Here is a 26,533-nt window from a genome sequence, read left to right as displayed (position 1 = left end):
AGTGCGGTAATGGAGACAGGGCCCGTACTGTGGGTTCTGTCGGTGACCTGGAGCACAGTCCGTCTAGAAGGGGGCGCGCGAAGCCCATGAGCGGTGTCATGAAGCGTATGGGGATGATCTTCCGCGCGAAGGCGAACAAGGCCCTTGACCGGGCCGAGGACCCGCGCGAAACCCTCGACTACTCGTACCAGAAGCAGCTGGAGCTGCTGCAGAAGGTGCGCCGCGGGGTCGCCGACGTGGCGACCTCCCGCAAGCGCCTGGAGCTGCAGCTGAACCAGCTCCAGGGACAGTCCGCCAAGCTGGAGGACCAGGGCCGCAAGGCCCTCGCCCTGGGCCGCGAGGACCTGGCCCGTGAGGCCCTGTCCCGGCGCGCCTCCCTCCAGCAGCAGGTCAGCGACCTGGAGGTGCAGCACCAGACCCTCCAGGGCGAGGAGGAGAAGCTGACGCTGGCCGCCCAGCGACTGCAGGCCAAGGTGGACGCCTTCCGGACGAAGAAGGAGACCATCAAGGCCACCTACACGGCGGCGCAGGCGCAGACCCGCATCGCGGAGTCCTTCTCCGGCATCTCCGAGGAGATGAGCGACGTCGGCCTCGCGATCCAGCGGGCCGAGGACAAGACCGCGCAGCTGCAGGCCCGTGCCGGCGCGATCGACGAGCTGCTGGCCTCCGGCGCGCTCGACGACCAGAGCGGCCTCGGCTCCAAGGACGACATCCAGGCCGAGCTCGACCGTCTCTCGGGCGGTACGGACGTGGAGCTGGAGCTCCAGCGCATGAAGGCCGAGCTGGCGGGCGGCCCGGCCGCCCAGCAGCAGGCCATCGAGGGCGGCGCCCAGGGCAACGGGCAGCAGCCGCAGACGCCGCACCGGTTCGACAAGCAGTAGGACGGGGCCCGTCATGATTGTCCGCATCATGGGGGAAGGCCAGCTGGAAGTGGCCGACATCCACTTCCCCGAGCTCAACAAGCTGGACGACGAACTGCTCGCGGAGATGGAGGGCGGTGACGAGGAGGGCTTCCGGCGGACGCTGGGCGCACTGCTCGACGCCGTACGGCGGCTCGGCACACCGCTCGCGGACGACGCGCTGGAACCGTCCGAGCTGATCCTCCCCGCGGCGGACGCCGCCTTGGACGAGGTCAGGGCGATGCTCAGCGACGACGGCCTGATCCCGGGCTGAGCCCCGGACCGGGCACACACCGACAGCACGGCGGCGGGCCCGCACCCTTCGAGGGGGCGGGCCCGCCGTCGTCGTCAGTGCCGGGGCGGTTTCTCCGGGGACACGGGGTGCTCCGGGTCCGGGGTCCCCCCGATGAAGTTCTCGAACGCGCGACGCGGCCGCGCCCAGCGCCGGTCGTGGTGGAAGGCCCGTAGCTCGGTCTTGGCCCGGGCGCGCGGCCGGTTCCCGTAGAACCGCTTCGCGTACGGGGACCCGGGCCGGGCCAGCCGGATCGCGCCGACCAGCGCCACCAAGGGGACGACCAGGCCGAAGAGCGCGGTGCGCGCCTTGCCCTTCCACAGGGCGATCAGGGCCAGGAAGAAGTTGGTGGCCCCGTTCATGACGACCAGGCCGCGGCTCTGGCGCTCCTCGCTGGACAGGTCGTTCACCCCGAAGGGCACGAAACCGCCGATGACCAGGGCCACGACGGCGGCCGTGATCACCACCAGCTCCACGCTCTTGCGGCCCTGCTCGCTCCAGTAGACGTCGTCGAGGTGCAGGATCAGCGCGAACTCGTCCAGGACCAGGCCCGCGCCCAGGCCGAAGATCACAGCCGAGGCGTAGGCGCCGAAGCCGTACCGGCCGCTGCCGACCGCGCCGAAACCGCCGATGATCACGAGGATCACGCCCGGCACCACGTGGTGGATGTGCAGACCGCCCGGCGTGACGTTCTTGAAGGGCCCCCGGCCGGCCCGGATCATCCGGGTGATCATGCGGGTGACCAGGAACGACAGTACGAAGGAGAGCAGCGCGAGCAGGAGCGGCAGCTTCCCCGGTTCGACGATGTTCCGATACCACCAGTGACCCATCCCACTGACTCCCTATTTGGCATGTAATGGGTAATTTACCGTCCGCGACGAGCGGGTACCGTTCCCGCCGATGACAGATTCGTTCGACGGCCCGCCCCAGACGCCGCCCCCGGAACGCGCCTCGTTCCCCGACGGCGTCCGTTTCGCGTTCGGCACCCTCACCGTGCTGCCCGCCCGCATCACCCGCTGGGACCGCCCCGCCGCCCGCACCGGAATGGCCTGCGCCCCGCTCGCCGGACTGGTCGTGGGCGTGCTCGCGGCCCTGCCCGGAGTGCTCCTGCTGCTGCTCGGCGGCGGCCCGCTGCTCGCGGCGACCCTCACCGTCGCCGGACCGGCCGCGCTGACCCGGGCCCTGCACCTGGACGGCCTCGCCGACACGGCCGACGGCCTCGGCAGCGCCAAACCGGCCGACGAGGCCCTGCGGATCATGAAGCAGTCCGACATCGGTCCCTTCGGCGTCGTGACCCTGGTGATCGTGCTGCTCGTGCAGGTGGCCGCGCTGTCCGAGATCTACGCCGAGAGCTGGATCCGAGGCGCCCTCGCCGCCGTGGTCGCCGCCGTGGCGGCCCGCCTCGCCATGACCCTGGCCTGCCGCGAAGGCGTACCGGCGGCACGTCCCGGGGGGCTCGGCGCCGCCGTCGCCGGGGCCGTCCCCCGGCGCACCGCCGCCCTGATCACCGCGCTCACCGTCGCCGCCGCCGCGGCCGCCGCGCTGCCCATGGGCCTGCCCGCCGCCGGCCGGAGCGCGGCCGCGGTCCTCGCCGCCCTGCTCGCCGCAGAACTGCTGCTGCGCCGCTGCGTACGCCGCTTCGACGGGGTCACCGGCGACGTCTTCGGCGCCCTGGCCGAGGTCGCGGCGACCTGCGCCCTGATCGTCCTCGCCCTCGGCTGAGCCGGCGGCCGGCCCTCCCACGTACCCTCACCCCGTGGACCACACTGCGACGGACCCGCCCTCCGCCGCGCCCGTCAGGGTGCTGCTCGCCGACGACCAGGCGCTGCTGCGCAGCGCCTTCAAGGTGCTCGTCGACTCCGAACCCGACATGGAGGTCGTCGGGGAGGCCTCCGACGGGGCCGAGGCCTTCGAACTCGCCCGCCGGACGCGCCCCGACGTCGTCCTCATGGACATCCGGATGCCCGGCACCGACGGGCTCGCCGCCACCCGCATGATCAGCGCCGACCCGGAACTCGCCGACGTGCACGTGGTGATGCTGACGACGTTCGAGGTCGACGAGTACGTGGTCTCGGCCCTGCGGGCCGGAGCCTCCGGCTTCCTCGGCAAGGGCGCCGAGCCGGACGAACTGCTCAACGCCATCCGCGTCGCCGCGGCCGGCGAGGCGCTGCTCTCCCCGGCCGCGACCAAAGGGCTCATCGCCACCTTCCTCGCCCAGGGCGGCGGCGCCGGCCCCACCACCGCCGATGCCGGGTCGCACGCGCAGCGGCTCGCCGCACTGACCGTCCGGGAGCGCGAGGTCCTCGTACACGTGGCGGCGGGGCTGTCGAACGACGGGATCGCCGAACGGCTGGAGGTCAGCCCGCTGACCGTCAAGACCCACGTGAACCGGGCGATGGCCAAGCTCGGCGCCCGCGACCGGGCCCAATTGGTGGTTATTGCGTACGAATCAGGACTGGTCCGCCCACGCGCGGAGTAGTTCGGCCGGTACGACGTACTCCAGACGCGGTATGCCGCACATAAGGACGGCACCTGCGAGCGACGAAACACGGCACCGCGGTGCGACAGGGTGGGCGTGCCCTCGCGTTCGTCACTGCAGAGAGATCTCATACCCATGTCGTGGCTGTCCCGCTTCAGCCTGGCCCAAAGGGCCTTGGTCGGCCTCGTGTCGATCGTCGCGCTCCTCTTCGGCGCCATAGCCGTCCCGCAGCTCAAGCAGCAGCTGCTGCCCTCCATCGAACTGCCGATGGTGTCCGTGCTCGCGCCGTACCAGGGCGCCTCGCCCGACGTGGTCGAGAAGCAGGTCGTCGAACCGATCGAGGCCATGCTCAAGGGTGTCGACGGCCTCACCGGCATCACCTCCACCGCGAGCGAGGGCAACGCCCTCATCATGGCCACCTTCGACTACGGCGACAGCGGCACCAAGCAGCTCGTCGCCGACGTCCAGCAGGCCGTGAACCGGGCCCGCGTCCGGCTGCCCGCCGATGTGGACCCGCAGGTCGTGGCCGGTTCCACCGATGACATCCCGACCGTCATCCTGGCCGTCACCTCCGACAAGGACCAGCAGGCGCTCGCCGACCAGCTGGAACGTTCCGTCGTCCCCGTCCTCTCGGACATCGAGGGCGTCGGCCAGGTCACCGTCGACGGCGTCCAGGACCTCCAGGTCACCGTCACCCCCGACAACGCCAAGCTCGCGGCCGCCGGCCTCGACGGCGCCAAGCTCGCCGAGGGCCTCCAGGCGGGCGGCGCGGCCGTCCCCGCCGGCTCCTTCGACGAGGCGGGCAAGAACCGCACCGTGCGCGTCGGCAACGGCTACACCTCCCTCGCCCAGCTCGAAGAGCTGCGCCTGACCCCCGGTCCGGGCAAGCCGGCCGTCCGCCTCGCCGACGTCGCCACCGTGAAGCAGGAGCCGGCCAAGGCCGTCTCCATCACCCGTACCAACGGCAAGCCCAGCCTCGCCCTCGTCCTCACCATGGACAAGGACGGCAGCGCCGTCGCCATCTCCGACGCGGTCAAGGACAAGCTGCCCGAGCTGCGCACCACGCTCGGCGCCGGCGCCGACCTCACCGTCGTCGGCGACCAGGGCCCGGCCGTCGCCAAGTCCATCTCCAGCCTCACCACCGAGGGCCTGCTCGGCCTGCTCTTCGCGGTGATCGTGATCCTGGTCTTCCTGGCCTCGCTGCGCTCGACGCTGGTCACGGCGGTCTCCATCCCGCTGTCCGTGGTCCTCGCGCTCATCGTGCTGTGGACCCAGGACCTGTCGCTCAACATGCTGACCCTGGGCGCGCTCACCATCGCCATCGGCCGCGTCGTCGACGACTCGATCGTGGTCCTGGAGAACATCAAGCGCCACCTCGGCTACGGCGAGGAGCGCGAGTCCGCGATCATCACCGCGGTCAAGGAGGTCGCCGGCGCGGTCACCTCCTCCACCCTCACCACCGTCGCCGTCTTCCTGCCGATCGGCCTCACCGGCGGCATGATCGGCGAGCTCTTCGGCTCCTTCTCGCTCACCGTCACCGCGGCCCTGCTGGCCTCGCTGCTCGTCTCGCTGACGGTCGTACCGGTGCTCTCGTACTGGTTCCTGAGCGCACCCAAGGGCGTCGAGCCCGGCAGCGCCGAGAGCGCGGCCAAGGCCCGCCGCGAGGCCGAGGAGAAGGAGGCGCGCAGCCGCCTCCAGCTCTTCTACGTCCGCGTCCTGGGCTTCGCCACCCGGCGCCGGGTCACCAGTGTGGCCATCGCGGTGGTCGTCCTGATCGGCACCTTCGGGATGACCCCGCTGCTGAAGACCAACTTCTTCGACCAGGGCGAGCAGGAAGTCCTGACGGTCAAGCAGGAGCTCGCCCCCGGCACCTCGCTGGCGGCCTCCGACGAGGCGAGCCGCAAGATCGAGCAGGTGCTGTCCTCGGTCGACGGCGTCAAGAGCTACCAGGTCACCGTCGGCTCCTCCGGCTTCCTCGCGGCCTTCGGTGGCGGTACGGGCTCCAACCAGGCCTCGTACCAGGTCAGCCTGAAGGACTCCGGCAAGGCCGACGCCGTCAAGAAGGGCATCGAGAGCAAGCTGGCCGCTCTCGACGGCATCGGCGAGACCCGCATCGTGGCGGGCGACGGCTTCGGCAGCCAGAACCTCAGCGTGGTCGTCAAGGCCGGTGACGGCAAGACCCTCGCCGAGGCGGCCGAGCAGGTCCGCGCAGAGGTCGCCAAGCTCAAGGACGTCGCCGACGTGCAGAGCGACCTGTCCCAGTCGGTGCCCCGCATCTCGGTGACCGCCACTCCCAAGGCGGCCGAGGCCGGCCTGAACCAGGCCGCGCTCGGCGCGATCGTCGCGCAGGCCGTCCGGGGCAACCCGGCGGGCAAGGCGGTACTCGACGACACCGAGCGGGACATCGTCATCAGGTCCGCGCAGCCGGCCACCACCCTGGCCGAACTGCAGGCGCTCCCGGTCGGCCCGGTCAAGCTCGGTGACATCGCCGAGGTCAAGGAGGTCCCCGGCCCGGTCGCGATGACCCGGATCGACGGCGCCCGCGCCGCCACCGTCACCGCCCGGCCGCTCGGCGACAACACCGGCGCGGTCAGCACCGAGCTGCAGACCAAGCTCAAGGCGCTGGACCTGCCCGAGGGTGCCACCGCCTCCATCGGCGGCGTCTCCGAGGACCAGGACGAGGCCTTCGGCTCGCTGGGCCTGGCCATGCTCGCGGCCATCGCGATCGTGTTCATGCTGCTCGTGGCGACGTTCCGGTCGCTGATCCAGCCGCTGATCCTGCTGGTCTCCATCCCGTTCGCGGCGACCGGCGCACTCGGCCTGCTCATCGTCACCGGCACCCCGATGGGCGTCCCGGCGATGATCGGCATGCTGATGCTCATCGGCATCGTGGTGACCAACGCGATCGTCCTGATCGACCTGGTCAACCAGTACCGCGCCCAGGGCCTGGGCGTCGTCGAAGCGGTCATCGAGGGCGGCCGGCACCGGCTGCGCCCGATCCTGATGACGGCTCTGGCGACGATCTTCGCGCTGCTCCCGATGGCGCTGGGCGTCACCGGCGAGGGCGGCTTCATCTCGCAGCCGCTCGCGGTCGTGGTGATCGGCGGCCTGGTCAGCTCGACCCTGCTGACGCTGCTGCTGGTGCCGACCCTCTACACGATGGTCGAGCTCCGCAAGGAGCGCCGCCGCGCCAAGCGGTCGGCGAAGCGCGAGGCCCGACTGTCGGCGGTCCCGGCTCCCGCCGCCGCGCAGGACGAGGTCCCGACCAAGGCCTGACACCCGTCGCACGACAGCCGAAGGGCCGCTCCTCGACACGAGGGGCGGCCCTTCGGGCGTGTGCGGCCAGGGGCGACTACGGCAGCGCCAGCATCCGCTCCAGCGCGAGCTTCGCGAAGCTCTCCGTCTCCTTGTCGACCTGGATCTGGTTGACGAGGTTGCCCTCGGCCAGCGACTCCAGGGTCCACACCAGGTGCGGGAGGTCGATCCGGTTCATCGTCGAACAGAAGCAGACCGTCTTGTCGAGGAAGACGACTTCCTTGTCCTCGGCGGCGAATCGGTTCGCCAGGCGGCGGACCAGGTTCAGCTCGGTGCCGATGGCCCACTTGGAGCCGGCCGGGGCCGCCTCCAGCGCCTTGATGATGTACTCCGTCGAGCCCACGTAGTCCGCGGCCGCCACGACCTCGTGCTTGCACTCGGGGTGGACCAGGACGTTCACGCCGGGGATCCGGGCGCGGACGTCGTTGACCGAGTCGACCGAGAACCGGCCGTGGACCGAGCAGTGCCCGCGCCACAGGATCATCTTGGCGTTGCGCAGCTGCTCGACCGTCAGGCCGCCGTTCGGCTTGTGCGGGTTGTAGAGCACGCAGTCGTCCAGGGACATGCCCATGTCGCGGACGGCGGTGTTGCGGCCCAGGTGCTGGTCCGGGAGGAAGAGGATCTTCTCGCCCTGCTCGAACGCCCACTCCAGGGCCTTCTTCGCGTTGGACGAGGTGCAGATCGTGCCGCCGTGCTTGCCGGTGAAGGCCTTGATGTCGGCGGAGGAGTTCATGTACGAGACGGGCACCGTGGCGTCGGCGATGCCGGCCTCGGTCAGCACGTCCCAGCACTCCGCGACCTGCTCGGCGGTGGCCATGTCGGCCATCGAGCAGCCGGCGGCCAGGTCCGGCAGGACCACCTTCTGGTCGTCCGAGGTCAGGATGTCCGCGGACTCGGCCATGAAGTGCACGCCGCAGAAGACGATGTACTCGGCCTCCGGCTTGGCGGCCGCGTCCTTGGCCAGCTTGAAGGAGTCGCCGGTGACGTCCGCGAACTCGATGACCTCGTCACGCTGGTAGTGGTGGCCGAGGATGAAGACCTTGTCCCCGAGCTTCTCCTTGGCCGCGCGGGCACGCTCCACGAGGTTCGGGTCGGAGGGCGAGGGCAGGTCGCCGGGGCACTCCACCCCGCGCTCGCTCTTGGGGTCGGCCTCACGGCCGAGCAGCAGCAGGGCAAGGGGCGTCGGCTGGACGTCCAAGGGCTGGGCGGTGGTCACGACACGCACCCTTTCTGTTCTGCGACAAGGATTTCTGGATCATCGCTTCGACTTCTCGTCTATTTGACGTTATCTATCATAACCGCTTCACGTCAGTTTGACGATGCCGATAGTGTCAATGTGACGCATCAGCCCACGATTTGCCGGGCCCACCCCCTCGCGCGGTGTGCGAGCATGGAATATCTGAAACAAGCGTCGGGTCCCGGAATGAATCCGCGGTCCCGCTCGTTGCCACCGACGGCAAGAGTCCGACGTTTCCTCGCCTCCGGCGGGGAGCCGCCCACTTCGGGAGTGAATGCAGATGTCCGTACAGGACGACAAGACCACTGTGAGCGACGGCATCCTCCTGTCCGACGCCGCCGCCGAGAAGGTCAGGACCCTGCTGGAGCAGGAAGGCCGCGATGACCTGGCGCTCCGCGTCGCCGTCCAGCCCGGTGGTTGCTCCGGCCTGCGCTACCAGCTCTTCTTCGACGAGCGCTCCCTCGACGGGGACGTCGTGAAGGACTTCGACGGTGTGAAGGTCGTCACGGACCGGATGAGCTCCCCGTACCTCCACGGTGCCTCGATCGACTTCGTCGACACCATCGAGAAGCAGGGCTTCACGATCGACAACCCCAACGCCACGGGCTCCTGCGCCTGCGGCGACTCGTTCAGCTAAGCCTGGACGCACGCGTGACGAGGGCCCGCCCCCGGTCGAATCCGACCGGGGGCGGGCCCTCGTGTCATACCCGGTCCCGGACGTACCCGGGACCTCCCACGGCTCCTGCGCCGCTCGCGGTCACTGCCGGGGGAGCGGCTTGCCCGTGGTCGCGTCGAGCACCTTCCGGTCACCCAGCGGCTGCTGCAGCGTCACCGCCTGGGACATCTCCTCCGCCAGCATGATGCAGGCCTGCCCCGGCTTCTTCGGCGTGTCCGTGATCTTCACCAGGACCGACTCCGCCTGCTCCCGCGCCTCCACGGCGTAGGTGCTGCACACGCTGCCCCAGAAGTTCACGGTCAGCTTCCGGTCGGCCTCCTTGTACGAGAATCCGGGCACCGTACGACCGTCCTTCGGGCCGGGAGTGCCCTCCTCGGCCGCCGCCGCGGGCTGGGCCACCGTGTGGCCCGGCGCACCGCCCTGACCCGCCACCTCGAACAGCCACGCCGGCACCAGGCCCGGCGCCCCGCTCACCGTGCCGGGAACCAGCCCGAGCACGGCACCCTTCACCGTCTCCGTCCGCGGGGGCTTCATCGGCCGCGGCTCCGGGTTGCACGGCACCGTGTCCGTACCCGCCGCCGGGACGTCCGCCGTCAGCGGGACCGCGCTCGCGCAGCCGCTCGGCTCGGGGTTGCCGCCGCCGCCCGACTTCGCGTTCAGCCGGGCCAGCGCCTCCACGGCCCCGACCACCGGCTGCTCGGCCGCCCGTACGGGGGCCTTCAGCTGCCCGTCGGCCCCCACCACCGAGCCGTCGGAGCCCACGCTGACCTTCGTGGACCAGCCCTGCGTGGGCAGCCCGCCGACCACCGGGTCGGCGGCCACCACCCGTACCGAACCCTGGTTCGTCCGGGCGTCCTGCCTGGCCCCCTCCACCCCCGCGGCGGCCAGAACGGGGGCCGCGGCGGCCTTGGCAGCCTCCTCCGACACCGGCTTGCCCGTCCCGGACCCACCGCCCGCGCTCCCGCCCCCGACGTCCCGGGGGAGGGTGGCCGGGCCGCAGGTGTCCTTGCCGCGCACACAGTCGTCCCCGGCGCCGGTACCGCTGCCGTCGCCCGGCCCCTGGAAACGGGCGAAGTTCCACGTCCCCGGCGCCGTACGGGTCACCGTGAGCCGGGGCCCGGAGCCGTCTGCGGCCTCCCCGGCCACCCAGACGTCCCCGCTCAGCCGCGGCTCGCCCGGCAGACCCAGGGCCGCCGCCAGGCGCGCCACCTCCGCCGAGGTGACCTCACCCGACAGCGCGTAGGTCGGCGCGTTCGCCGGGGCCTCCGGAAGCTTCACGTCGGCCCGGTAGACCACGCCCTCGCCGGACGGGTCGGGCTCCCCGGGCGCGATGCCCGGCCCCGAGGGATCTCCCGCGTCACGGGGCGCGGACGCCGCACTGTCGGCCTTGCGGTGGCCCGACCCACCGTCGCCGTAGGCGGTCGACGCCCAGTACGCGGTGCCGCCGCCCGCGAGCAGGACGGCGGCCGCGATCGAACCGACGGCCCAGGCGGGCCGCCGCCGTGTGCCGCGTGATGTGTCGTCGGGTTGTTCGGTGGTCACCGCATCGCTCCTTCACCGGTCCGTCGTACCTGATGCGGGTGTGACGGAGCGGGGGCGCAACCGGTTCCCTCCTACTGATCCCCGTACACGGACGTGGAGGCGATCAGCCGCGCCGAAGCCGGTGGGACGCTGATCCCGTGGATCTGCGAAGGGGCCACGCGGACCGGCCGCGGACCCGCCGGGACCGGCCAGTGCGGGGCCATCCGGGCGCAGTCACCGAGCAGACGGGCGAAACCGGGCTGCCGCGGGGCCTGCGCGCCGCGCTTGGCGGAGCCGTACTCGCCATAGCCGAAACCGTCGGTATAGGTCATGCAGGCACCGTAGGCATCCGAGCTCTGGCGAAGAAAGACCTACTACGGGGTAGTTTCCGGGGTACTGCCGGGGGCCGCTCACCGGGTAGTTTTGACTGTCCCTCGCCGTCCTCAGCAGGAGCGTCCACGCCGTGCGCATCGCAGTCACCGGCTCCATCGCCACCGACCACCTCATGACCTTCCCCGGCCGTTTCGCCGACCAGCTGGTCGCGGACCAGCTGCACACGGTCTCCCTCTCCTTCCTCGTCGACAACCTCGACGTCCGACGGGGAGGGGTCGGCCCGAACATCTGCTTCGGTATGGGGCAGCTCGGCAGCCGCCCGATCCTCGTCGGAGCCGCCGGCTCCGACTTCGACGAGTACCGCGCCTGGCTCGACCGGCACGGCGTCGACACCGAGTCCGTCCGGATCTCCGAGGTCCTGCACACCGCGCGCTTCGTGTGCACCACGGACTCCGACCACAACCAGATCGGCTCCTTCTACACAGGCGCGATGAGCGAGGCCCGGCTGATCGAGCTGAAGGCCGTCGCCGACCGGGTGGGCGGGCTCGACCTCGTCCTCATCGGCGCCGACGACCCCGAGGCGATGCTGCGCCACACGGAGGAGTGCCGCACGCGCGGGATCCCCTTCGCCGCGGACTTCTCGCAGCAGATCGCCCGCATGGACGGCGACAACATCCGCACCCTGATGGAGGGCGCGACCTTCCTCTTCTCGAACGAGTACGAGAAGGGCCTCATCGAGTCGAAGTCCGGCTGGACCGACGAGGAGATCCTGGCCAAGGTCGGCACCCGCGTGACCACGCTCGGCTCCAACGGCGTCAAGATCGAGCGCGCCGGCGAGGCCCCGATCGTGGTCGGCTGCCCGGAGGAGACCGCGAAGGTCGACCCGACGGGTGTCGGCGACGCGTTCCGCGCCGGGTTCCTGACGGGTCTGGGCTGGGGCGTCGGCATGGAGCGGGCGGCGCAGCTGGGCTGCATGCTGGCGACGCTGGTCATCGAGACCCTGGGCACCCAGGAGTACGCGCTGGCCCGTGGCCACTTCATGGAGCGCTTCACGAAGGCCTACGGCGAGGAAGCCGCGGCGGAGGTCCGCGCCCACCTCGCCTGACGGCGCCGCCCGGGCCCGGCCCCCCAGGCCGGGCCCGCCCCTCTCCAACCCTGCCGGGTCATCTCAGCCTTGCCGAGCGCTTCGCAACCCTGGCAATGCAGCCCCGGCCGGGCCCTTTCCAGCCCTGGCGGCCACTTCGAGCCTAGGCCGGGCCACTTCCAGCCTCGCCGGCGTTTGAGGCGCGGGTCCGGGCGGAGCCCGGTGCCCGGCGGAGCCGGGTTTCCTGGGGCGCCGCCCCAGACCCCGCGCCTCAAACGCCGGCGAGGCTGGATTTGCCGAGGCCGGCGTGGGCTCCGCGCCTCGCACGCCAGACCGGCCGGGCCGGGCTCGTCAGAGAGCGCGGCGGACCGTGTAGGCCGTGCCGATCTCGCGGGGGGCTTCGCCCAGGTACTCGTGGCCCCGCATCGCGCACCACGCCGGGATGTCCAGCCGGGCCACCTCGTCGTCGGAGACGACCGTGACCGTGCCGCCCACCTGGACCGTCACGACGGCCCGGGCCAGTTCGATCACCGGCTGGGGGCACCGCAGCCCGAGCGCGTCGAGCTCCAGGGAGTCCGCCACCGGCGCCACCGCCACCGCCGCCGGCTCCGACACGCCGAGCCGTTCCCGTACGTCCGCCACCGCCCGCGGCAACACCTCCAGGAACGCGTTGACCTCCTCCGCCGGGGTCCCCGGCGGCAGGGACACCCGTACGTTCCCCTCCGACAGCACGCCCATCGCCCGCAGCACGTGACTGGGGGTCAGCGTGGAGCTCGTGCAGGAGGAGCCCGAGGAGACCGAGAAGCCGGCCCGGTCCAGCTCGTGCAGCAGCGTCTCCCCGTCGACGTACAGACAGGAGAAGGTGACCAGGTGCGGCAGCCGCCGGTCCGGATCGCCCACCACCTCCACGTCCGGGACCAGCCGCACCACCCGCCGCCGGATCCGGTCCACCAGGACCCGCAGTCGGGCCGCCTCCGCGTCCGCCTCGGCCCGTACGGCCCGCAGGGACGCCGCCGCGGCCACGATCGCGGGCAGGTTGGTGAAACCGGGGGAGCGCCCCGACTCCCGCTCGTCCGCGGGGCCTTGGGGGGAGAAGCGCACGCCCTTGCGGACCGCCAGCAGGCCGACCCCGGGCGGACCGCCCCATTTGTGCGCACTCGCCGCCAGAACGGACCACGCGCCCTCCACCGGACCCCAGCCGAGCGACTGGGCCGCGTCCACCAGCAGCGGCACCCCGGCAGCCGCGCAGACCTCGGCCACCTCCGCCACCGGCTGGACCGTGCCCACCTCGTGGTTGGCCGACTGGAGGCAGGCGAGGGCGGTCTCCGGGGCGAGCGCGTCCGCGTAGCCGGCGGGTGTCACCGCGCCCCACCGGTCCACCGGGACCTCGGTCACCGTCCCGCCGCGCGCCCCGTGCACCTCGGCCGCGTGCAATACCGAACTGTGTTCGACCGCCGATACGACCAGATGACTTCCGACGCGCCTGCGCCCCGCGAGGACCCCCGCCACCCCCGTGTGAACCGCGTGCGTCCCCGAAGGAGTGAACACGAGCTCGTCGGCCCGGCATCCCGCCGCCTCCGCGGCGGCCTCCCGCGCCGCGTCCAGCAACAGCCGGGCGCGCCTGCCCTCCCGGTACAACCGGGCCGGATCGGCCCAGCCCTCGTCCAGGGAGGCCTGCAACGCCTGGCGGGCCACGGGGTGCAGGGGAGCGGCGGACGCGGTGTCGAAGTAGGGCATCCGGTCACGCTAACCCCGGGCCCGCAGCGTTCGAGGTCAGGGGGCGTCAGATGTGCTCCGGAGCCCGCCATTCAGGGCCATTCGCACCGTCCCCCGGACGGCGGATCCATCCCTTCGGGGGCAGTAGCGGCGCGTTGGGCACCCTCCCCGCGCGACCCCAAATAGCGTCCAGTAGGGTTTGGTCCGCATAAACATCCAAACCCCTGCCTGCGTCAGGGCCGGCGACCGACCCGAACACGGCCGCGGCCGGCCGCGCGGGCCGAGACTCTCGGGAAGGCGCTACGTGAGTCCCTACGGCTCCGACCGCTCGCCGCGGCGCCCGATGCGGCGGAAGCTGCTGCAGGCGCTGACTGCGGGCGTGGTCCTGGCGACCGCCACTGGTTGCTCGTATACATGGAAAGACTTCCCCCGCCTCGGAATGCCGACTCCGGTAACCGAGGAGGCGCCGCGCATCCTCTCCCTGTGGCAGGGATCCTGGGCGGCCGCGCTGGTCACGGGCATCCTCGTGTGGGGCCTGATCATCTGGAGCGTCATCTTCCACCGGCGCAGCCGGACGAAGATCGAGGTGCCCGCGCAGACCCGGTACAACATGCCCATCGAGGCGCTGTACACCGTGGTCCCGCTGATCATCGTCTCGGTGCTCTTCTACTTCACCGCTCGTGACGAGTCGAAGCTCCTGGCCCTCACCCCGAAGCCGCCGCACACGATCAACGTGATCGGCTTCCAGTGGAGCTGGGGCTTCAACTACGTCGAGAACGTCGACGGCGACGCGGCCACCCCGAAGGCGGGCGCGGTCCCCAAGGAGCTCGCCTCCATCCCGGACCGCTTCACCAAGGACTTCCCGGCGGGCGCCGAGGGCGTCTACCAGAAGGGCGTCCCGGGCGACCGGAACCCCCAGACGGGCAACCCGGGTCCGACCCTGGTCCTCCCCAAGGGTGAGAAGGTCCGTTTCATCCTGTCGTCGAACGACGTGATCCACTCCTTCTGGGTGGTCCCGTTCCTGTTCAAGCAGGACGTCATTCCGGGCCACACCAACGTCTTCGAGGTCACCCCGTCCGAATACGGCACCTTCATGGGCAAGTGCGCCGAACTCTGCGGCGTCGACCACTCCCGGATGCTCTTCAACGTCAAGGTCGTCTCCCCTGAGGACTACCGGGCGTACCTGAAGGATCTGGCGGAGAAGGGTCAGACCGGCTTCCTCCCGGCCGGTATCCAGCAGAGCGACCCGGCCCGGAATGCGGAAGTGAACAAACTGTGAGCATCCTCAACGAATCCCAGGGTGCCGCCGCCGACTCGTATGAGAACGAGCTGCCGGTACGGCGCAAGCAGCCGGGCAATGTGGTCGTGAAGTGGATGACCACGACCGACCACAAGACCATCGGCACGATGTACCTGGTCACGTCGTTCGTGTTCTTCATCATCGGCGGTCTGCTGGCGCTCTTCATGCGCGCCGAGCTGGCTCGTCCGGGCACGCAGATCATGTCGAACGAGCAGTTCAACCAGGCGTTCACCATGCATGGCACGATCATGCTGCTGATGTTCGCCACCCCGCTCTTCGCGGGCTTCGCCAACTGGATCATGCCGCTGCAGATCGGCGCGCCCGACGTGGCGTTCCCGCGGCTGAACATGTTCGCGTACTGGCTGTACCTCTTCGGCTCGACCATCGCGGTGGCCGGCTTCGTCACGCCGAGCGGCGCCGCCGACTTCGGCTGGTTCGCCTACTCCCCGCTGTCGGACGCGGTCCGCTCGCCGGGCATCGGCGCCGACATGTGGATCATGGGTCTGGCCTTCTCCGGCTTCGGCACGATCCTCGGTTCGGTCAACTTCATCACCACGATCATCTGCATGCGCGCTCCGGGCATGACGATGTTCCGCATGCCGATCTTCACCTGGAACGTGCTGCTGACCGGTGTCCTGGTCCTGCTCGCCTTCCCGGTGCTGGCCGCCGCGCTCTTCGCACTGGAGGCCGACCGTAAGTTCGGTTCGCATGTGTTCGATGCCGCGAACGGCGGCGCCTTGCTATGGCAACACCTCTTCTGGTTCTTCGGGCATCCAGAGGTGTACATCATCGCGCTGCCATTCTTCGGAATCGTCTCCGAGATCATCCCGGTCTTCAGCCGCAAGCCGATGTTCGGCTACATCGGCCTGATCGCCGCGACGATCGCGATCGCCGGCCTCTCCGTGACCGTGTGGGCCCACCACATGTACGTCACCGGCGGTGTGCTGCTGCCGTTCTTCTCCTTCATGACCTTCCTGATCGCGGTACCGACCGGTGTGAAGTTCTTCAACTGGATCGGCACCATGTGGAAGGGCTCGTTGTCCTTCGAGACCCCGATGCTCTGGACGATCGGCTTCCTGGTCACCTTCACCTTCGGTGGTCTGACCGGCGTCATCCTGGCCTCGCCCCCGATGGACTTCCACGTCTCCGACTCGTACTTCGTCGTCGCGCACTTCCACTACGTCGTCTTCGGCACCGTGGTGTTCGCGATGTTCGCCGGCTTCCACTTCTGGTGGCCGAAGTTCACGGGCAAGATGCTGGACGAGCGCCTCGGCAAGATGACGTTCTGGACGCTGTTCATCGGCTTCCACGGCACCTTCCTGGTGCAGCACTGGCTCGGTGCCGAGGGCATGCCGCGTCGTTACGCGGACTACCTCGCCGCCGACGGCTTCACCGCGCTGAACACGATCTCGACGATCAGCTCGTTCGTGCTCGGCCTGTCGATGCTGCCGTTCATGTACAACGTCTGGAAGACGGCCAAGTACGGCAAGAAGGTCGAGGTCGACGACCCGTGGGGCTACGGCCGTTCGCTCGAGTGGGCGACGTCCTGCCCGCCGCCGCGGCACAACTTCCTCACCCTGCCGCGGATCCGTTCCGAGTCGCCGGCGTTCGACCTGCACCACCCTGAGATCGCGGCCCTCGACCACCTCGAGGACCACAGCGTCGCCGCCAAGGCCGTCACCGGTGGCAAGGAGGCCGACAAGTGAAGATCCAGGGCAAGATGTTCCTCTGGCTCTCCTTCTTCATCCTGATCATGGCCGTCGTGTACGGCGTGTGGTCGAAGGAGCCCGTCGGTACCACCGCGCTCTTCCTGGCCTTCGGCCTGAGCGTCATGATCGGCTACTACCTGGCCTTCACGGCCAAGCGTGTCGACGAGATGGCCCAGGACAACCTGGAGGCCGACGTCGCCGACGAGGCGGGCGAGCTGGGGTTCTTCTCCCCGCACAGCTGGCAGCCGCTCTCGCTGGGTATCGGCGGTGCGCTCGCCTTCCTGGGCGTCGTCTTCGGCTGGTGGCTCATGTACTTCTCGGCCCCGATCATCATGATCGGCCTGTGGGGCTGGGTGTACGAGTACTACCGCGGTGAGAACCAGAACCAGTAGCAGCACCGTCGCGGCCGCGCCGTGACGCACTTGGGGCCCGGGCCCCTCCTTCGGGAGGAGCCCGGGCCCCTCGTTTGCAGTCACCCCGCGCGCCGTATTTGTCATATCTTCATAGCGTTGGATCCATGAAGCACTCACCGCGTCTTTGGACGGTACTCAGCTGCTCCCTGCTGGTCGCGTCCCTCGGGGCCGGCGCCACCGCATGCGGGTCCGGCGACAAGAACCCGCTGTCAGCCCGCCCGTTCGACGCGGGCGATCAGGTCGCCTTCAACCAGAACGCCGGCAAGCGCCCCGTGAACCCCGACCGGCCCCTGGAGATCACCGCCAAGAGCGGCGGCGGCCGGATCACCGATGTGCTGGCCGTGGACACCCACGGCCGCCGCCTGGCGGGCGAACTGAGCGCCAAGGGGGACCGCTGGCACAGCACGACCCCGATGGCCTCAGGCGTCCGCTACACGGTCACCGTGAGCACCGAGGACGAGCGGGGCGCCCCCGGGCAGCGCACGCTCACCTTCGACACCACCCCGTCCAAGGGGATCCTGAAGGTCGAATTCGGCCCGGACGAGGGCAAGTACGGCGTCGGACAGCCCATCACCGCCGAACTCAGCGAACCGGTCCAGGACAAGGCCGCCCGCGCCATCGTGGAACGGGGCCTCGTCGTCGACGCCCCGCCCGGGGTCGAGGGCGCCTGGCACTGGGTGGATGACAAGAACCTCCACTACCGGCCCAAGGACTACTGGCCCGCCCACTCCGCCGTCTCCGTACGGAGCAACCTGGAGGGCGTCAGGATCACCGACGAACTCCACGGAGCCGTCGCCAAGCCGCTGAAGCTGGAGATCGGGGACCGGGTCGAGGTCACCACCGACGCCTCCTCGCACTACCTCACGTTCAAGCGCAACGGAGAAGTGATCAACACCATTCCGGTGACCACCGGAAAGCCCGGCTTCTCCACCCGCAACGGCATCAAGGTGGTGCTGGGCAAGCAGTACTTCGTACAGATGCGCGGCGACACCGTCGGCATCGGCGGCAGCGAGTACTACAACCTGCCCGTCTACTACGCCACCCGCGTCACCTGGAGTGGTGAATACGTCCACGCCGCGCCGTGGTCCGTCGGTTCCCAGGGCTACGAGAACGTCAGCCACGGCTGCACGGGCATGAGCACCGGCAACGCCGCCTGGTTCTACGAGAACATCACCGAGGGCGACATCGTCAAGGTGATCAACAGCATCGGCGACGACATGGACGTCTTCGGCAACGGCTTCGGCGACTGGAACATGGACTGGAAGGACTGGCGCCAGGGCAGCGCCGTGCTCAAGGGCACCCAGGAAGGCCGCAGCCCGGTCGACCAGGCCCGCCTGCGCCCCACCGTCTAGGTGGTTCGCGGCCCGGTGCTCCCCCCGGACGGCGTCCGGGGGGAGGATCCCGGCCTCATTCACCCGTAAGGCCCCCTGTGGGGCGCCTGAGGCCCCGCAGGACGTGTCAGGCGTCCAAGGACAGACGGGTCCTCAGAAGGCCCGCCAGGGTGTCCGCGAACTGCACCGGATCCACCGGAAGGGTCACGGCGGCGTCCGCGCGGCTCCACGTGGCCAGCCAGGCGTCCTGCGGGCGCCCCATCAGCAGCAGCACCGGCGGACACCGGAAGATCTCGTCCTTGATCTGCCGGCACACACCCATGCCCCCGGCCGGAACCGCCTCGCCGTCCAGCACGCACACGTCGACACCACCCCGGTCCAGCTCCGTCAGGACCGCCGGCAACGTCGCACACTCCAGGAACTCCACCGGCGGCAGGTCCGCGGCGGGCCTGCGTCCTGCCGCCAACCGCACCTGCTCCCGGGTGCCCGCGTCGTCGCTGTAGACCAGAACCCGCGCAGTCGCCCGCATTTCGTTCCTCCACGTGGCCGTGAATCACGTTGATGTTGCGCGGGATGCTACTCCTCCCGGTGCGTCGTCAACATCGGTTCGAACATGTCGTGGGTGACCCCGCACAGGGCTCATCTGATGGGCCGTTCGGGCCTTGCACACGCCCCTGACACTCCGAACGGCACCCCCCGGGGTGAGGGCGGGATAAGCGACCGACATAATGTCGGTCGTGGCGACAGCAACGACAGTAGATACCGGGCACGCGCACCCGACGGTCAACCGGCCGAACCTCGTCAGCGTCGGAACCATCATCTGGTTGAGTTCCGAGCTGATGTTCTTCGCGGCCCTCTTCGCGATGTACTTCACCCTGCGATCCGTGATGGGTCCCGAGTTCTGGACGACTCAGGCCGAAGCCCTGAATCTTCCCTTCTCGGCGACGAACACGACGATCCTGGTGCTTTCCTCGCTCACCTGCCAGCTCGGCGTATTCGCCGCCGAGCGCGGTGACGTGAAGAAGCTCAGGACGTGGTTCATCATCACGTTCGTCATGGGTGCGATCTTCATTGGCGGCCAGGTGTTCGAGTACACCGAGCTGGTCAAGCATGAGGGCCTGTCCCTCTCGTCCAATCCGTACGGCTCGGTGTTCTACCTGACCACCGGCTTCCACGGGTTGCACGTGACGGGCGGTCTCATCGCCTTCCTGCTGGTCCTCGGTCGGACGTACGCGGCCAAGAGGTTCACCCACGAACAGGCCACGTCGGCCATCGTCGTGTCCTACTACTGGCACTTCGTCGACGTCGTCTGGATCGGCCTCTTCGCGACGATCTACCTGATCAAGTAGCGAACACGTCACCGGGCAAGACCCGGCACTCCATCCAGACACACCGACGCAGAAGATCCTGACACCGGGGTAATCCGTGAAAAAGCTCTCCGCACGACGACGCCATCCGCTGGCGGCGGTCGTCGTTCTACTCCTCGCGCTGGCGGCCACTGGGGGGCTGTACGCCGCCTTCGCCCCCGCGGGCAAGGCGCAGGCCGATGAAACCGCCCAGTCCCTCGCCATCGAGGAGGGCAAGAAGCTCTACGCCGTGGGTTGCGCAAGCTGCCACGGAACCGGCGGTCAGGGTTCCTCTGACGGCCCGAGCCTGGTCGGCGTCGGCTCCGCGGCCGTCGACTTCCAGGTGAGCACGGGCCGCATGCCCGCCCAGCAGCCCGGCGCCCAGGTGCCGAAGAAGCCCGTCATCTACGACCAGGCGCAGATCGACCAGCTGGCCGCGTACGTCGCGTCGCTCGGCGCCGGTCCGATCACGCCGACCGAGAAGCAGTACGACCCGGCGGGCGCCGACATCGCCAACGGTGGTGAGCTCTTCCGCAACAACTGCGCGCAGTGCCACAACTTCACCGGCGAAGGCGGCGCGCTGACGAACGGCAAGTACGCCCCCAACCTTGAGGGCGTCTCGCCGAAGCACATCTACGAGGCCATGCTGACCGGCCCGCAGAACATGCCCTCCTTCCCCGACAGCACCATGCCGGAGAAGCAGAAGAAGGACATCATCGCGTACCTCGAGAACGTCAACGGCGAGAAGTCGACCAGCCCCGGTGGCCTGAAGCTCGGCGGCCTCGGCCCCGTCTCCGAGGGTCTGTTCGGCTGGATCTTCGCCCTGGGTGCGCTGATCGCTGTCGCCGTCTGGGTCGCGGCCCACACCGCTAAGGCCAAGAAGTCATGAGTAACCAAGAGATTCCCGAAGAGAAGCACCTGCCGAGCGAGCAGGGAGACGCCCACCACGGTGGCGTCGCGGTCGCGGACGACCCGTTCGCCGACCCGGGCCTGCCGGTCCACAAGCCCCGCATCCAGGACATCGACGAGCGGGCGGCGAGGCGCTCCGAGCGCACCGTCGCGATGCTCTTCACGCTGTCGATGCTGGCGACGATCGGCTTCATCGCGTCCTACGTAATCTTCCCGGTCGACAAGATCGTCTACATCTTCCCCATCGGGAAGGTCAGCGCGCTCAACTTCTCCCTGGGTCTGACCCTGGGCGTGGCCCTCTTCTGCATCGGCGCCGGCGCGGTCCACTGGGCCCGCACCCTGATGTCCGACGTGGAGGTCGCCGCCGAGCGCCACGAGATCGCCGCTCCGCCGGAGGTCAAGGCGCAGGTCCTGAGCGACTTCGCCGACGGCGCCAACGAGTCCGGCATCGGCCGCCGGCCGCTGATCCGCAACACGCTGCTCGGCGCGATGGCCATGGTGCCGCTCGCCGGCGTCATGCTGCTGCGCGACCTGGGCCCGCTGCCCGAGGAGAAGCTGCGCAAGACCGTCTGGGCCAAGGGCAAGCTGCTCATCAACGACAACACCAACGAGCCGCTGCGTCCCGAGGACGTGCTCGTCGGGTCGCTCACCTTCGCCCGGCCGGAAGGCCTGGAGGAGGAGCAGCACGACTTCCAGGTCCAGATCGCCAAGGCCGCCCTGATGATCGTCCGTATCCAGCCGGACGACATCAAGGACAAGCAGGAACTGGAGTGGTCCCACGACGGGATCGTGGCCTACTCCAAGATCTGCACCCACGTCGGCTGCCCGATCAGCCTGTACGAGCAGCAGACGCACCACGTGCTCTGCCCGTGCCACCAGTCCACCTTCGACCTCTCCGACGGCGCCCGTGTCATCTTCGGCCCGGCCGGTCACGCGCTTCCGCAGCTGCGGATCGGCGTGAATGACGAAGGCTTCCTCGAAGCGCTCGGCGACTTCGAAGAGCCCGTCGGTCCTGCATTCTGGGAGCGCGGATGAGCACCAGCGACAACAACGAGCGCAAGGCGCCGGCCGGCGAGCGCGTAGCGGACTGGGCGGACGGCCGCCTGGGCATCTACGGCCTCGCCAAGGCCAACATGCGCAAGATCTTCCCGGACCACTGGTCCTTCATGCTCGGTGAGATCTGCCTCTACAGCTTCATCATCATCATCCTCACGGGTGTGTACCTGACGCTGTTCTTCCACCCGAGCATGAACGAGGTCGTGTACCACGGCTCGTACGTGCCCATGCAGGGCGTCATGATGTCCGAGGCCTTCGCCTCGACGCTCGACATCAGCTTCGACGTCCGCGGTGGCCTGCTGATCCGTCAGATCCACCACTGGGCAGCGCTGATCTTCGTCGCGGCCATGGTCGTGCACATGATGCGCGTGTTCTTCACCGGCGCGTTCCGCAAGCCGCGTGAGGTCAACTGGATCTTCGGCTTCCTGCTGCTGGTCCTCGGCATGTTCACCGGCTTCACCGGTTACTCGCTGCCGGACGACCTGCTCTCGGGTACCGGTGTCCGCTTCATGCAGGGCGCCATCCTGTCCGTCCCGGTCGTCGGCACGTACCTGTCGATGTTCCTGTTCGGCGGGGAGTTCCCGGGCGGCGACTTCGTCGCGCGGTTCTACTCGGTGCACATCCTGCTGCTGCCCGGCATCATGATGGGCCTGCTCGTGGCCCACCTGATCCTGGTCTTCTACCACAAGCACACCCAGTTCGCGGGTCCCGGCAAGACGAACAACAACGTCGTCGGCATGCCGCTGCTGCCGGTCTACATGGCCAAGGCCGGAGGCTTCTTCTTCCTGGTCTTCGGTGTCATCGCGGCCATCGCGGCCATCGCGACGATCAACCCGATCTGGGCGCTGGGCCCGTACCGCCCGGACCACGTGTCCACCGGTGCGCAGCCCGACTGGTACATGGGTATGCCCGAAGGCCTGATCCGAGCCATGCCCGGCTGGGAGATCAACATGTGGGGCCACACGCTCGTCCTGGGCGTGTTCATCCCGCTGCTGCTCTTCCCGCTGGTCCTCGGCGCGATCGCCGTCTGGCCGTTCATCGAGTCCTGGGTCACCGGCGACAAGCGCGAGCACCACATCCTGGACCGCCCGCGCAACGTCCCGACCCGCACGGCCTTCGGTGTCGCCTGGATCGCGGAGTACATCGTGCTCCTCATCGGCGGCGGCAACGACATGTTCGCCCAGTACTTCCACCTGTCGATCAACTCGATCACGTGGTTCGTCCGGATCGGCTTCTTCGTCGTCCCGGTGCTGGCGTTCATCGTCACCAAGCGGATCTGCCTCGGCCTGCAGCGTCGTGACCACGACAAGGTGCTGCACGGTCGCGAGACCGGCATCATCAAGCGCCTGCCGCACGGTGAGTTCGTCGAGGTCCACGAGCCGCTCCCGGCGGGCCAGCTGCACAAGCTCACCGCGCACGAGCAGTACAAGCCGATCGAGATCGGCCCGACGGTCGACGAGAACGGTGTCGAGCGCAAGGTCAAGGCCACCGAGAAGCTCCGCGCGAAGCTCAGCCAGGGCATCTACGGTGAGAACAACCAGATTCCGAAGCCCACGGTGGAGGAATACAAGGAGATCCAGTCCGGCCACGGCCACCACTGATCTCGGTATGAACGCATGAGGGATTGATTTCGGTCAGTCCTGGTGTCGCCACGGCGAGAGCCCCGTCCAGTGTCTGGACGGGGCTCTTTGCCGTAACCGGGGCTGGATAGGCTGACCCTGACCGATCAAGACGTGGCGCCAGAACATGAGGGAACATGAGGACGGCCCACCGACAGCAGGAGCGGACCATGAACGTTGCGACCCCGGCAGGCGGCGACAGCGTGGCGGCCCGTGGCTGGCCGGGCGTTCTCGACGCCCTGCTGACCGGCCAGGACCTGCGCGCGGAGGACACCGCCTGGGCCATGGACCGCATCATGCGCGGGGAGGCCACCGACGCCCAGATCGCCGGCTTCACGGTCGCGCTGCGGGCCAAGGGGGAGACGGTCGAGGAGATCAACGGGCTCGTACGGGCGATGTACGCGCACGCCAACCTCATCGAGGTGCCGGGCAGCACGGTGGACATCGTCGGCACCGGCGGCGACGGGGCCAAAACGGTGAACATCTCCACCATGTCCGCGATCGTGGTGGCCGGGACCGGCTCCAAGGTCGTCAAGCACGGAAACCGTGCCGCGTCCTCCGCGAGCGGCTCCTCGGACGTCCTGGAGAAGCTCGGCGTCAACCTCGACCTCAGCACGGCGCGCGTCGTGGAGGTCGCCGAAGAGGCCGGCATCACCTTCTGCTTCGCGGTGAAGTTCCACCCGGCCCTGCGCCACGTCGCGGCCGCCCGCAGGGAACTGGGCATCCGCACCTTCTTCAACGCGCTGGGACCGCTGACCAACCCGGCCCGGGTGCGCGCCCAGGCGACCGGCGTGGCCGACCCCCGGATGGCCCCGATCATCGCGGGCTCGCTCGCCGCACGCGGCTCCTCCGCGCTGGTCTTCCGCGGCGACGACGGCCTGGACGAACTGACCACGACGTCGACCTCGCGCGTCTGGTGGGTCCGCGACGGCGAGGTCACCGAGCAGCGCTTCGACCCCACCGACGTGGGCATCCGCCTGGTCGACGTGTCCGCGCTGGCCGGCGGGGACCCCTCGTACAACGCGGACGTGGCCCGCCGCCTGCTGGCCGGCGAGACCGGCCCGGTCCGCGACGCCGTGCTGCTGAACTCGGCGGCCGCCCTGGTGGCCCTGGACCCCGGCACGGGCAGCCTGGAGGAGCAGCTCGCCGCCGGTATGGCCCGGGCGGCGGAGTCCATCGATTCGGGCGCGGCCCGGGCGGCCCTGGAGCGCTGGGTGACCGCCAGCAACGCGTAGCGGCACGAGAACGGCGCGAAAGAGATGACCCCGGTCCGCATGGCGGACCGGGGTCTTGCGTTCGAGCGATCTTGTGGCAGGATGCTGACCAGGTCACGAGTGACAGCGTTTAGGCCCCGGCTTGCTGTCCGGCAACCCTCCTTCCGTGGCGGGGTGCCCCGGGTGATGACCAGGTCGTAGGCAGCAAGGCCTACGGCAAGCGCGGATCCCTCGACACCAGGGGTCCTGGTCTTCTCGAGGAGCTTTTTCCGTGAGCAAGCGAATGCGATAGGGCGACTCCGCCCCCACTTCACCCTCGGATCAGGGCCGCTTCCGTGCGCCCCCGCCCAGCGCGGTCCGAGGATCCTCCCGTACCCCGGACGGCCGCAGCGTCGTACCCGCGTACGGGCACACCGAAGCCATTCAGCCCTGCCTGCCGGGAGATACCGCCATGTCCGCATCCCTGAACGCCGTCGCCACCGCCACCGCCGTCGACCCCGCCTGCGCCGAGCCGCTCGCGGTCCTCGGCCGGGACGTCACCGTCCCCCTCGTCACCGGCGGCGAGGTCACCTACGCGGCCCTCGACTACGCGGCCAGCGCCCCCGCCCTGCAGCGCGTCTGGGACGACGTGGCCGCGTACGCCCCGTACTACGGCAGCGTGCATCGCGGCGCCGGGTACCTCTCGCAGCTCTCCACCGACCTCTTCGAGCAGAGCCGGGTCACCGTGGCCGAGTTCCTCGATTGCCGCCCCACCGACCAGGTCGTCTTCACCCGCTCCACGACCGATTCGCTGAACCTGCTCGCCGCCGTACTCCCCGCCGACTGCCAGGTGTTCGTCTTCGAGACCGAGCACCACGCCTCCCTGCTGCCGTGGGTCGACGCGCAGGTCACCTACCTCGACGCGCCGCGCACCCCCGGCGAAGCCGTCGCCATCCTGGAGCGCGCCCTCGCCGCCCGTGACCCCTACGGTCCCGCCCTGGTCTGCGTCACCGGCGCCTCCAACGTCACCGGCGAGCTGTGGCCCGTCAGGGAACTCGCCGCGGCCGCGCACGCCCACGGCGCGCGGATCGTCCTGGACGCCGCCCAACTGGCCCCGCACCACCCCGTCTCCGTGCAGGAACTGGACGTCGACTGGGTCGCCTTCTCCGGACACAAGCTCTACGCGCCCTTCGGCTCGGGCGTGCTCGCCGGCCGCGCGGACTGGCTGCAGGAAGCACAGCCGTACCTCGCCGGCGGCGGGGCCTCCCGCAAGGTGGCCCGGCGCGAGGACGGCGGCGTGGACGTGGAGTGGCACACCACCGCCGCCCGGCACGAGGCCGGCTCCCCGAACGTCATCGGCGTCTACTCCATCGCCTCGGCCTGCAAGGCCCTGACCGAGGCCGGCTTCGAGAACCTCGTCGCCCGCGAGCAGCAGCTCATCGCGAAGGTCCGGTCGGGCCTGGCGGAGGTCCCGGCGGTCCGGATCCTCTCCCTCTTCGGGGACGACGCCCCGCGGGTCGGCGTCATCTCCTTCGTGGTGGACGGCTGGAACAGCTCCCACTTCGCCGCCGCGCTGTCCGCCGAGTACGGGATCGGCGTGCGCGACGGCCTGTTCTGCGCCCACCCGCTGGTCCGCACCCTGCTGGGCAGCGAGCCGCAGGCCCAGGGCGAATGCGGAGCCCCCGAGGCGGCGCCGGGGGAGCGCTCGCTGAACGCGATCCGCGTGAGCTTCGGCGCGGGCACCCCCGACGAGCACGTCGACCGCTTCGTCGGAGCCGTGCGGGAACTGGTCACCTCGGGAGCCAAGTGGCAGTACCGCACGGAGGAAGGCCGCTGCGTCCCGGCGGTGTGACCTGCGGTCGGCTCGGCGGTGTGTGGTGCAGGGTGCCCCTGCTGGGCGGCCGCCTCAAGCGCCGGCGGGGCTGGTGGTGTGGGGCGGGGCCCCGCAGGAGGGTCTCCTCGGCTCGGCGGTGTCCCTGCGGGGTGCTCGGCGGTGTGCGGTACTGCTCGGGCTGTGCCCGGGCGGCCGCCTCAAACGCCGGCGGGGCTGGTGGTGTGGGCCGGGGCCCCGCAGGAGGATCTCCTCGGCTCGGCGCGTGCTGCCT

General features: G+C 69.8%; 23 protein-coding genes and 1 riboswitch. Of the genes, 17 read left to right on the top strand and 6 right to left on the bottom strand.

The genetic code is table 11. The annotated features are described in order from the left end of the window. Window positions 1–86: 86 nt before the first annotated feature. Together BCL76_RS06600 and pspAA are read left to right on the top strand one after the other, a co-directional pair. On the top strand, window positions 87–881 hold the full coding sequence (locus BCL76_RS06600) for a PspA/IM30 family protein (protein ID WP_109778573.1): 795 nt from the start codon (window positions 87–89) through the stop codon (window positions 879–881). A 13-nt stretch (window positions 882–894) separates the two neighbouring features. Beyond that, window positions 895–1,173, top strand: coding sequence for a PspA-associated protein PspAA (gene pspAA, locus BCL76_RS06595; protein WP_109778572.1), 279 nt, complete (start codon window positions 895–897; stop codon window positions 1,171–1,173). 74 nt (window positions 1,174–1,247) lie between these two features. Here pspAA and BCL76_RS06590 read toward each other — a convergent pair whose 3' ends face one another. Continuing rightward, window positions 1,248–2,021, bottom strand: a complete 774-nt coding sequence (locus tag BCL76_RS06590; RefSeq protein WP_109778571.1) for a hypothetical protein — start codon at window positions 2,019–2,021, stop codon at window positions 1,248–1,250. A 70-nt stretch (window positions 2,022–2,091) separates the two neighbouring features. Between BCL76_RS06590 and cobS the strand changes: the two genes are divergently transcribed. From cobS to BCL76_RS06575, 3 genes are all read left to right on the top strand, one after another. Beyond that, window positions 2,092–2,913: an adenosylcobinamide-GDP ribazoletransferase gene (gene cobS / locus BCL76_RS06585; RefSeq protein WP_109778570.1), complete on the top strand. Its 822-nt coding sequence runs from the start codon at window positions 2,092–2,094 to the stop codon at window positions 2,911–2,913. 34 nt (window positions 2,914–2,947) lie between these two features. After that, on the top strand, window positions 2,948–3,670 hold the full coding sequence (locus BCL76_RS06580) for a response regulator (protein ID WP_109778569.1): 723 nt from the start codon (window positions 2,948–2,950) through the stop codon (window positions 3,668–3,670). Window positions 3,671–3,805: 135 nt separating this feature from the next. Beyond that, window positions 3,806–6,946 (top strand): efflux RND transporter permease subunit, encoded by a 3,141-nt coding sequence (locus tag BCL76_RS06575; RefSeq protein ID WP_109778568.1) that lies wholly within the window; start codon window positions 3,806–3,808, stop codon window positions 6,944–6,946. Window positions 6,947–7,022: 76 nt separating this feature from the next. On the opposite strand, the gene nadA is transcribed toward BCL76_RS06575, so the two are convergent. Next, complete coding sequence (gene nadA / locus BCL76_RS06570; RefSeq protein WP_109778567.1) at window positions 7,023–8,210, bottom strand: quinolinate synthase NadA; 1,188 nt, start codon at window positions 8,208–8,210, stop codon at window positions 7,023–7,025. 292 nt (window positions 8,211–8,502) lie between these two features. Here nadA and erpA point away from each other — a divergent pair, with 292 nt between their 5' ends. Continuing rightward, a complete protein-coding gene (gene erpA, locus BCL76_RS06565) occupies window positions 8,503–8,859 on the top strand; it encodes an iron-sulfur cluster insertion protein ErpA (RefSeq protein ID WP_030010511.1) in 357 nt (118 codons plus the stop codon). Window positions 8,860–8,979: 120 nt separating this feature from the next. Here the strand turns inward: erpA and BCL76_RS06560 are convergent, their stop codons facing one another. After that, the gene (locus BCL76_RS06560; RefSeq protein WP_109778566.1) at window positions 8,980–10,440 is read right to left on the bottom strand and encodes a hypothetical protein; all 1,461 of its coding nucleotides are present in this window, start codon (window positions 10,438–10,440) and stop codon (window positions 8,980–8,982) included. Between the two features lie 71 nt (window positions 10,441–10,511). Beyond that, window positions 10,512–10,751, bottom strand: a complete 240-nt coding sequence (locus tag BCL76_RS06555; RefSeq protein ID WP_109778565.1) for a hypothetical protein — start codon at window positions 10,749–10,751, stop codon at window positions 10,512–10,514. A 131-nt stretch (window positions 10,752–10,882) separates the two neighbouring features. On the opposite strand from BCL76_RS06555, the gene BCL76_RS06550 reads away from it, so the two are divergent. Continuing rightward, entirely contained in the window at window positions 10,883–11,857 is a 975-nt protein-coding gene (locus BCL76_RS06550; RefSeq protein ID WP_109778564.1) for a carbohydrate kinase family protein, read from the top strand. A 330-nt stretch (window positions 11,858–12,187) separates the two neighbouring features. On the opposite strand, the gene BCL76_RS06545 is transcribed toward BCL76_RS06550, so the two are convergent. Next, window positions 12,188–13,573 (bottom strand): cysteine desulfurase/sulfurtransferase TusA family protein, encoded by a 1,386-nt coding sequence (locus BCL76_RS06545; RefSeq protein WP_109778563.1) that lies wholly within the window; start codon window positions 13,571–13,573, stop codon window positions 12,188–12,190. Window positions 13,574–13,856: 283 nt separating this feature from the next. On the opposite strand from BCL76_RS06545, the gene ctaC reads away from it, so the two are divergent. The 4 genes from ctaC to BCL76_RS06525 all read left to right on the top strand — a co-directional run bounded on the left by ctaC (window position 13,857) and on the right by BCL76_RS06525 (window position 18,326). Then, window positions 13,857–14,831 (top strand): aa3-type cytochrome oxidase subunit II, encoded by a 975-nt coding sequence (gene ctaC, locus BCL76_RS06540; RefSeq protein WP_030772282.1) that lies wholly within the window; start codon window positions 13,857–13,859, stop codon window positions 14,829–14,831. Continuing rightward, the gene (gene ctaD, locus BCL76_RS06535) at window positions 14,828–16,558 is read left to right on the top strand and encodes an aa3-type cytochrome oxidase subunit I (protein ID WP_109778562.1); all 1,731 of its coding nucleotides are present in this window, start codon (window positions 14,828–14,830) and stop codon (window positions 16,556–16,558) included. Before ctaC ends, ctaD begins: the two co-directional genes overlap by 4 nt. Next, on the top strand, window positions 16,555–16,953 hold the full coding sequence (locus tag BCL76_RS06530; protein ID WP_033221882.1) for a cytochrome c oxidase subunit 4: 399 nt from the start codon (window positions 16,555–16,557) through the stop codon (window positions 16,951–16,953). Before ctaD ends, BCL76_RS06530 begins: the two co-directional genes overlap by 4 nt. 125 nt (window positions 16,954–17,078) lie before the next feature. Continuing rightward, complete coding sequence (locus BCL76_RS06525; protein WP_109778561.1) at window positions 17,079–18,326, top strand: L,D-transpeptidase; 1,248 nt, start codon at window positions 17,079–17,081, stop codon at window positions 18,324–18,326. Between the two features lie 106 nt (window positions 18,327–18,432). On the opposite strand, the gene BCL76_RS06520 is transcribed toward BCL76_RS06525, so the two are convergent. Continuing rightward, the gene (locus tag BCL76_RS06520; protein WP_109778560.1) at window positions 18,433–18,834 is read right to left on the bottom strand and encodes a hypothetical protein; all 402 of its coding nucleotides are present in this window, start codon (window positions 18,832–18,834) and stop codon (window positions 18,433–18,435) included. A gap of 199 nt (window positions 18,835–19,033) precedes the next feature. Here BCL76_RS06520 and ctaE point away from each other — a divergent pair, with 199 nt between their 5' ends. The 6 genes from ctaE (at window position 19,034) to BCL76_RS06490 (ending at window position 26,280) form a co-directional block, all read left to right on the top strand. Beyond that, the gene (gene ctaE, locus BCL76_RS06515; RefSeq protein WP_030772292.1) at window positions 19,034–19,654 is read left to right on the top strand and encodes an aa3-type cytochrome oxidase subunit III; all 621 of its coding nucleotides are present in this window, start codon (window positions 19,034–19,036) and stop codon (window positions 19,652–19,654) included. Window positions 19,655–19,730: 76 nt separating this feature from the next. Then, on the top strand, window positions 19,731–20,540 hold the full coding sequence (gene qcrC / locus BCL76_RS06510; RefSeq protein WP_109778559.1) for a cytochrome bc1 complex diheme cytochrome c subunit: 810 nt from the start codon (window positions 19,731–19,733) through the stop codon (window positions 20,538–20,540). Further along, window positions 20,537–21,595 (top strand): cytochrome bc1 complex Rieske iron-sulfur subunit, encoded by a 1,059-nt coding sequence (gene qcrA, locus BCL76_RS06505; protein ID WP_109778558.1) that lies wholly within the window; start codon window positions 20,537–20,539, stop codon window positions 21,593–21,595. Before qcrC ends, qcrA begins: the two co-directional genes overlap by 4 nt. Next, window positions 21,592–23,217 carry a cytochrome bc1 complex cytochrome b subunit gene (gene qcrB / locus BCL76_RS06500; protein ID WP_109778557.1) on the top strand — a complete coding sequence of 542 codons (1,626 nt, stop codon included), beginning with the start codon at window positions 21,592–21,594 and terminating at the stop codon, window positions 23,215–23,217. Before qcrA ends, qcrB begins: the two co-directional genes overlap by 4 nt. Window positions 23,218–23,405: 188 nt before the next feature. Further along, window positions 23,406–24,470, top strand: coding sequence for an anthranilate phosphoribosyltransferase (gene trpD / locus BCL76_RS06495; protein WP_109778556.1), 1,065 nt, complete (start codon window positions 23,406–23,408; stop codon window positions 24,468–24,470). 91 nt (window positions 24,471–24,561) lie between these two features. Then, window positions 24,562–24,678, top strand: a riboswitch (SAM riboswitch). 222 nt (window positions 24,679–24,900) lie between these two features. Continuing rightward, window positions 24,901–26,280 carry an aminotransferase class V-fold PLP-dependent enzyme gene (locus BCL76_RS06490; protein ID WP_109778555.1) on the top strand — a complete coding sequence of 460 codons (1,380 nt, stop codon included), beginning with the start codon at window positions 24,901–24,903 and terminating at the stop codon, window positions 26,278–26,280. Window positions 26,281–26,533 lie beyond the last annotated feature (253 nt).

The sequence above is a fragment of the Streptomyces sp. CG 926 genome, from assembly GCF_003148825.1.
Classification (GTDB): domain Bacteria; phylum Actinomycetota; class Actinomycetes; order Streptomycetales; family Streptomycetaceae; genus Streptomyces.
This window is presented reverse-complemented; position numbering and strand designations above follow the sequence as displayed.

What these genes read in the sequence shown, in the direction of transcription:
- BCL76_RS06490 (WP_109778555.1), top strand. Translation starts at nt 24,901, where the DNA reads ATGTCCGCATCCCTGAACGCCGTCGCCACCGCCACCGCCGTCGACCCC.
- ctaE (WP_030772292.1), top strand. Translation starts at nt 19,034, where the DNA reads ATGTCGGTCGTGGCGACAGCAACGACAGTAGATACCGGGCACGCGCAC.
- BCL76_RS06555 (WP_109778565.1), bottom strand. Translation starts at nt 10,751, where the DNA reads ATGACCTATACCGACGGTTTCGGCTATGGCGAGTACGGCTCCGCCAAG.
- qcrB (WP_109778557.1), top strand. Translation starts at nt 21,592, where the DNA reads ATGAGCACCAGCGACAACAACGAGCGCAAGGCGCCGGCCGGCGAGCGC.
- qcrA (WP_109778558.1), top strand. Translation starts at nt 20,537, where the DNA reads ATGAGTAACCAAGAGATTCCCGAAGAGAAGCACCTGCCGAGCGAGCAG.
- trpD (WP_109778556.1), top strand. Translation starts at nt 23,406, where the DNA reads ATGAACGTTGCGACCCCGGCAGGCGGCGACAGCGTGGCGGCCCGTGGC.
- erpA (WP_030010511.1), top strand. Translation starts at nt 8,503, where the DNA reads ATGTCCGTACAGGACGACAAGACCACTGTGAGCGACGGCATCCTCCTG.
- BCL76_RS06545 (WP_109778563.1), bottom strand. Translation starts at nt 13,573, where the DNA reads ATGCCCTACTTCGACACCGCGTCCGCCGCTCCCCTGCACCCCGTGGCC.
- BCL76_RS06575 (WP_109778568.1), top strand. Translation starts at nt 3,806, where the DNA reads ATGTCGTGGCTGTCCCGCTTCAGCCTGGCCCAAAGGGCCTTGGTCGGC.
- BCL76_RS06525 (WP_109778561.1), top strand. Translation starts at nt 17,079, where the DNA reads ATGAAGCACTCACCGCGTCTTTGGACGGTACTCAGCTGCTCCCTGCTG.
- cobS (WP_109778570.1), top strand. Translation starts at nt 2,092, where the DNA reads ATGACAGATTCGTTCGACGGCCCGCCCCAGACGCCGCCCCCGGAACGC.
- BCL76_RS06590 (WP_109778571.1), bottom strand. Translation starts at nt 2,021, where the DNA reads ATGGGTCACTGGTGGTATCGGAACATCGTCGAACCGGGGAAGCTGCCG.
- BCL76_RS06520 (WP_109778560.1), bottom strand. Translation starts at nt 18,834, where the DNA reads ATGCGGGCGACTGCGCGGGTTCTGGTCTACAGCGACGACGCGGGCACC.
- pspAA (WP_109778572.1), top strand. Translation starts at nt 895, where the DNA reads ATGATTGTCCGCATCATGGGGGAAGGCCAGCTGGAAGTGGCCGACATC.
- BCL76_RS06600 (WP_109778573.1), top strand. Translation starts at nt 87, where the DNA reads ATGAGCGGTGTCATGAAGCGTATGGGGATGATCTTCCGCGCGAAGGCG.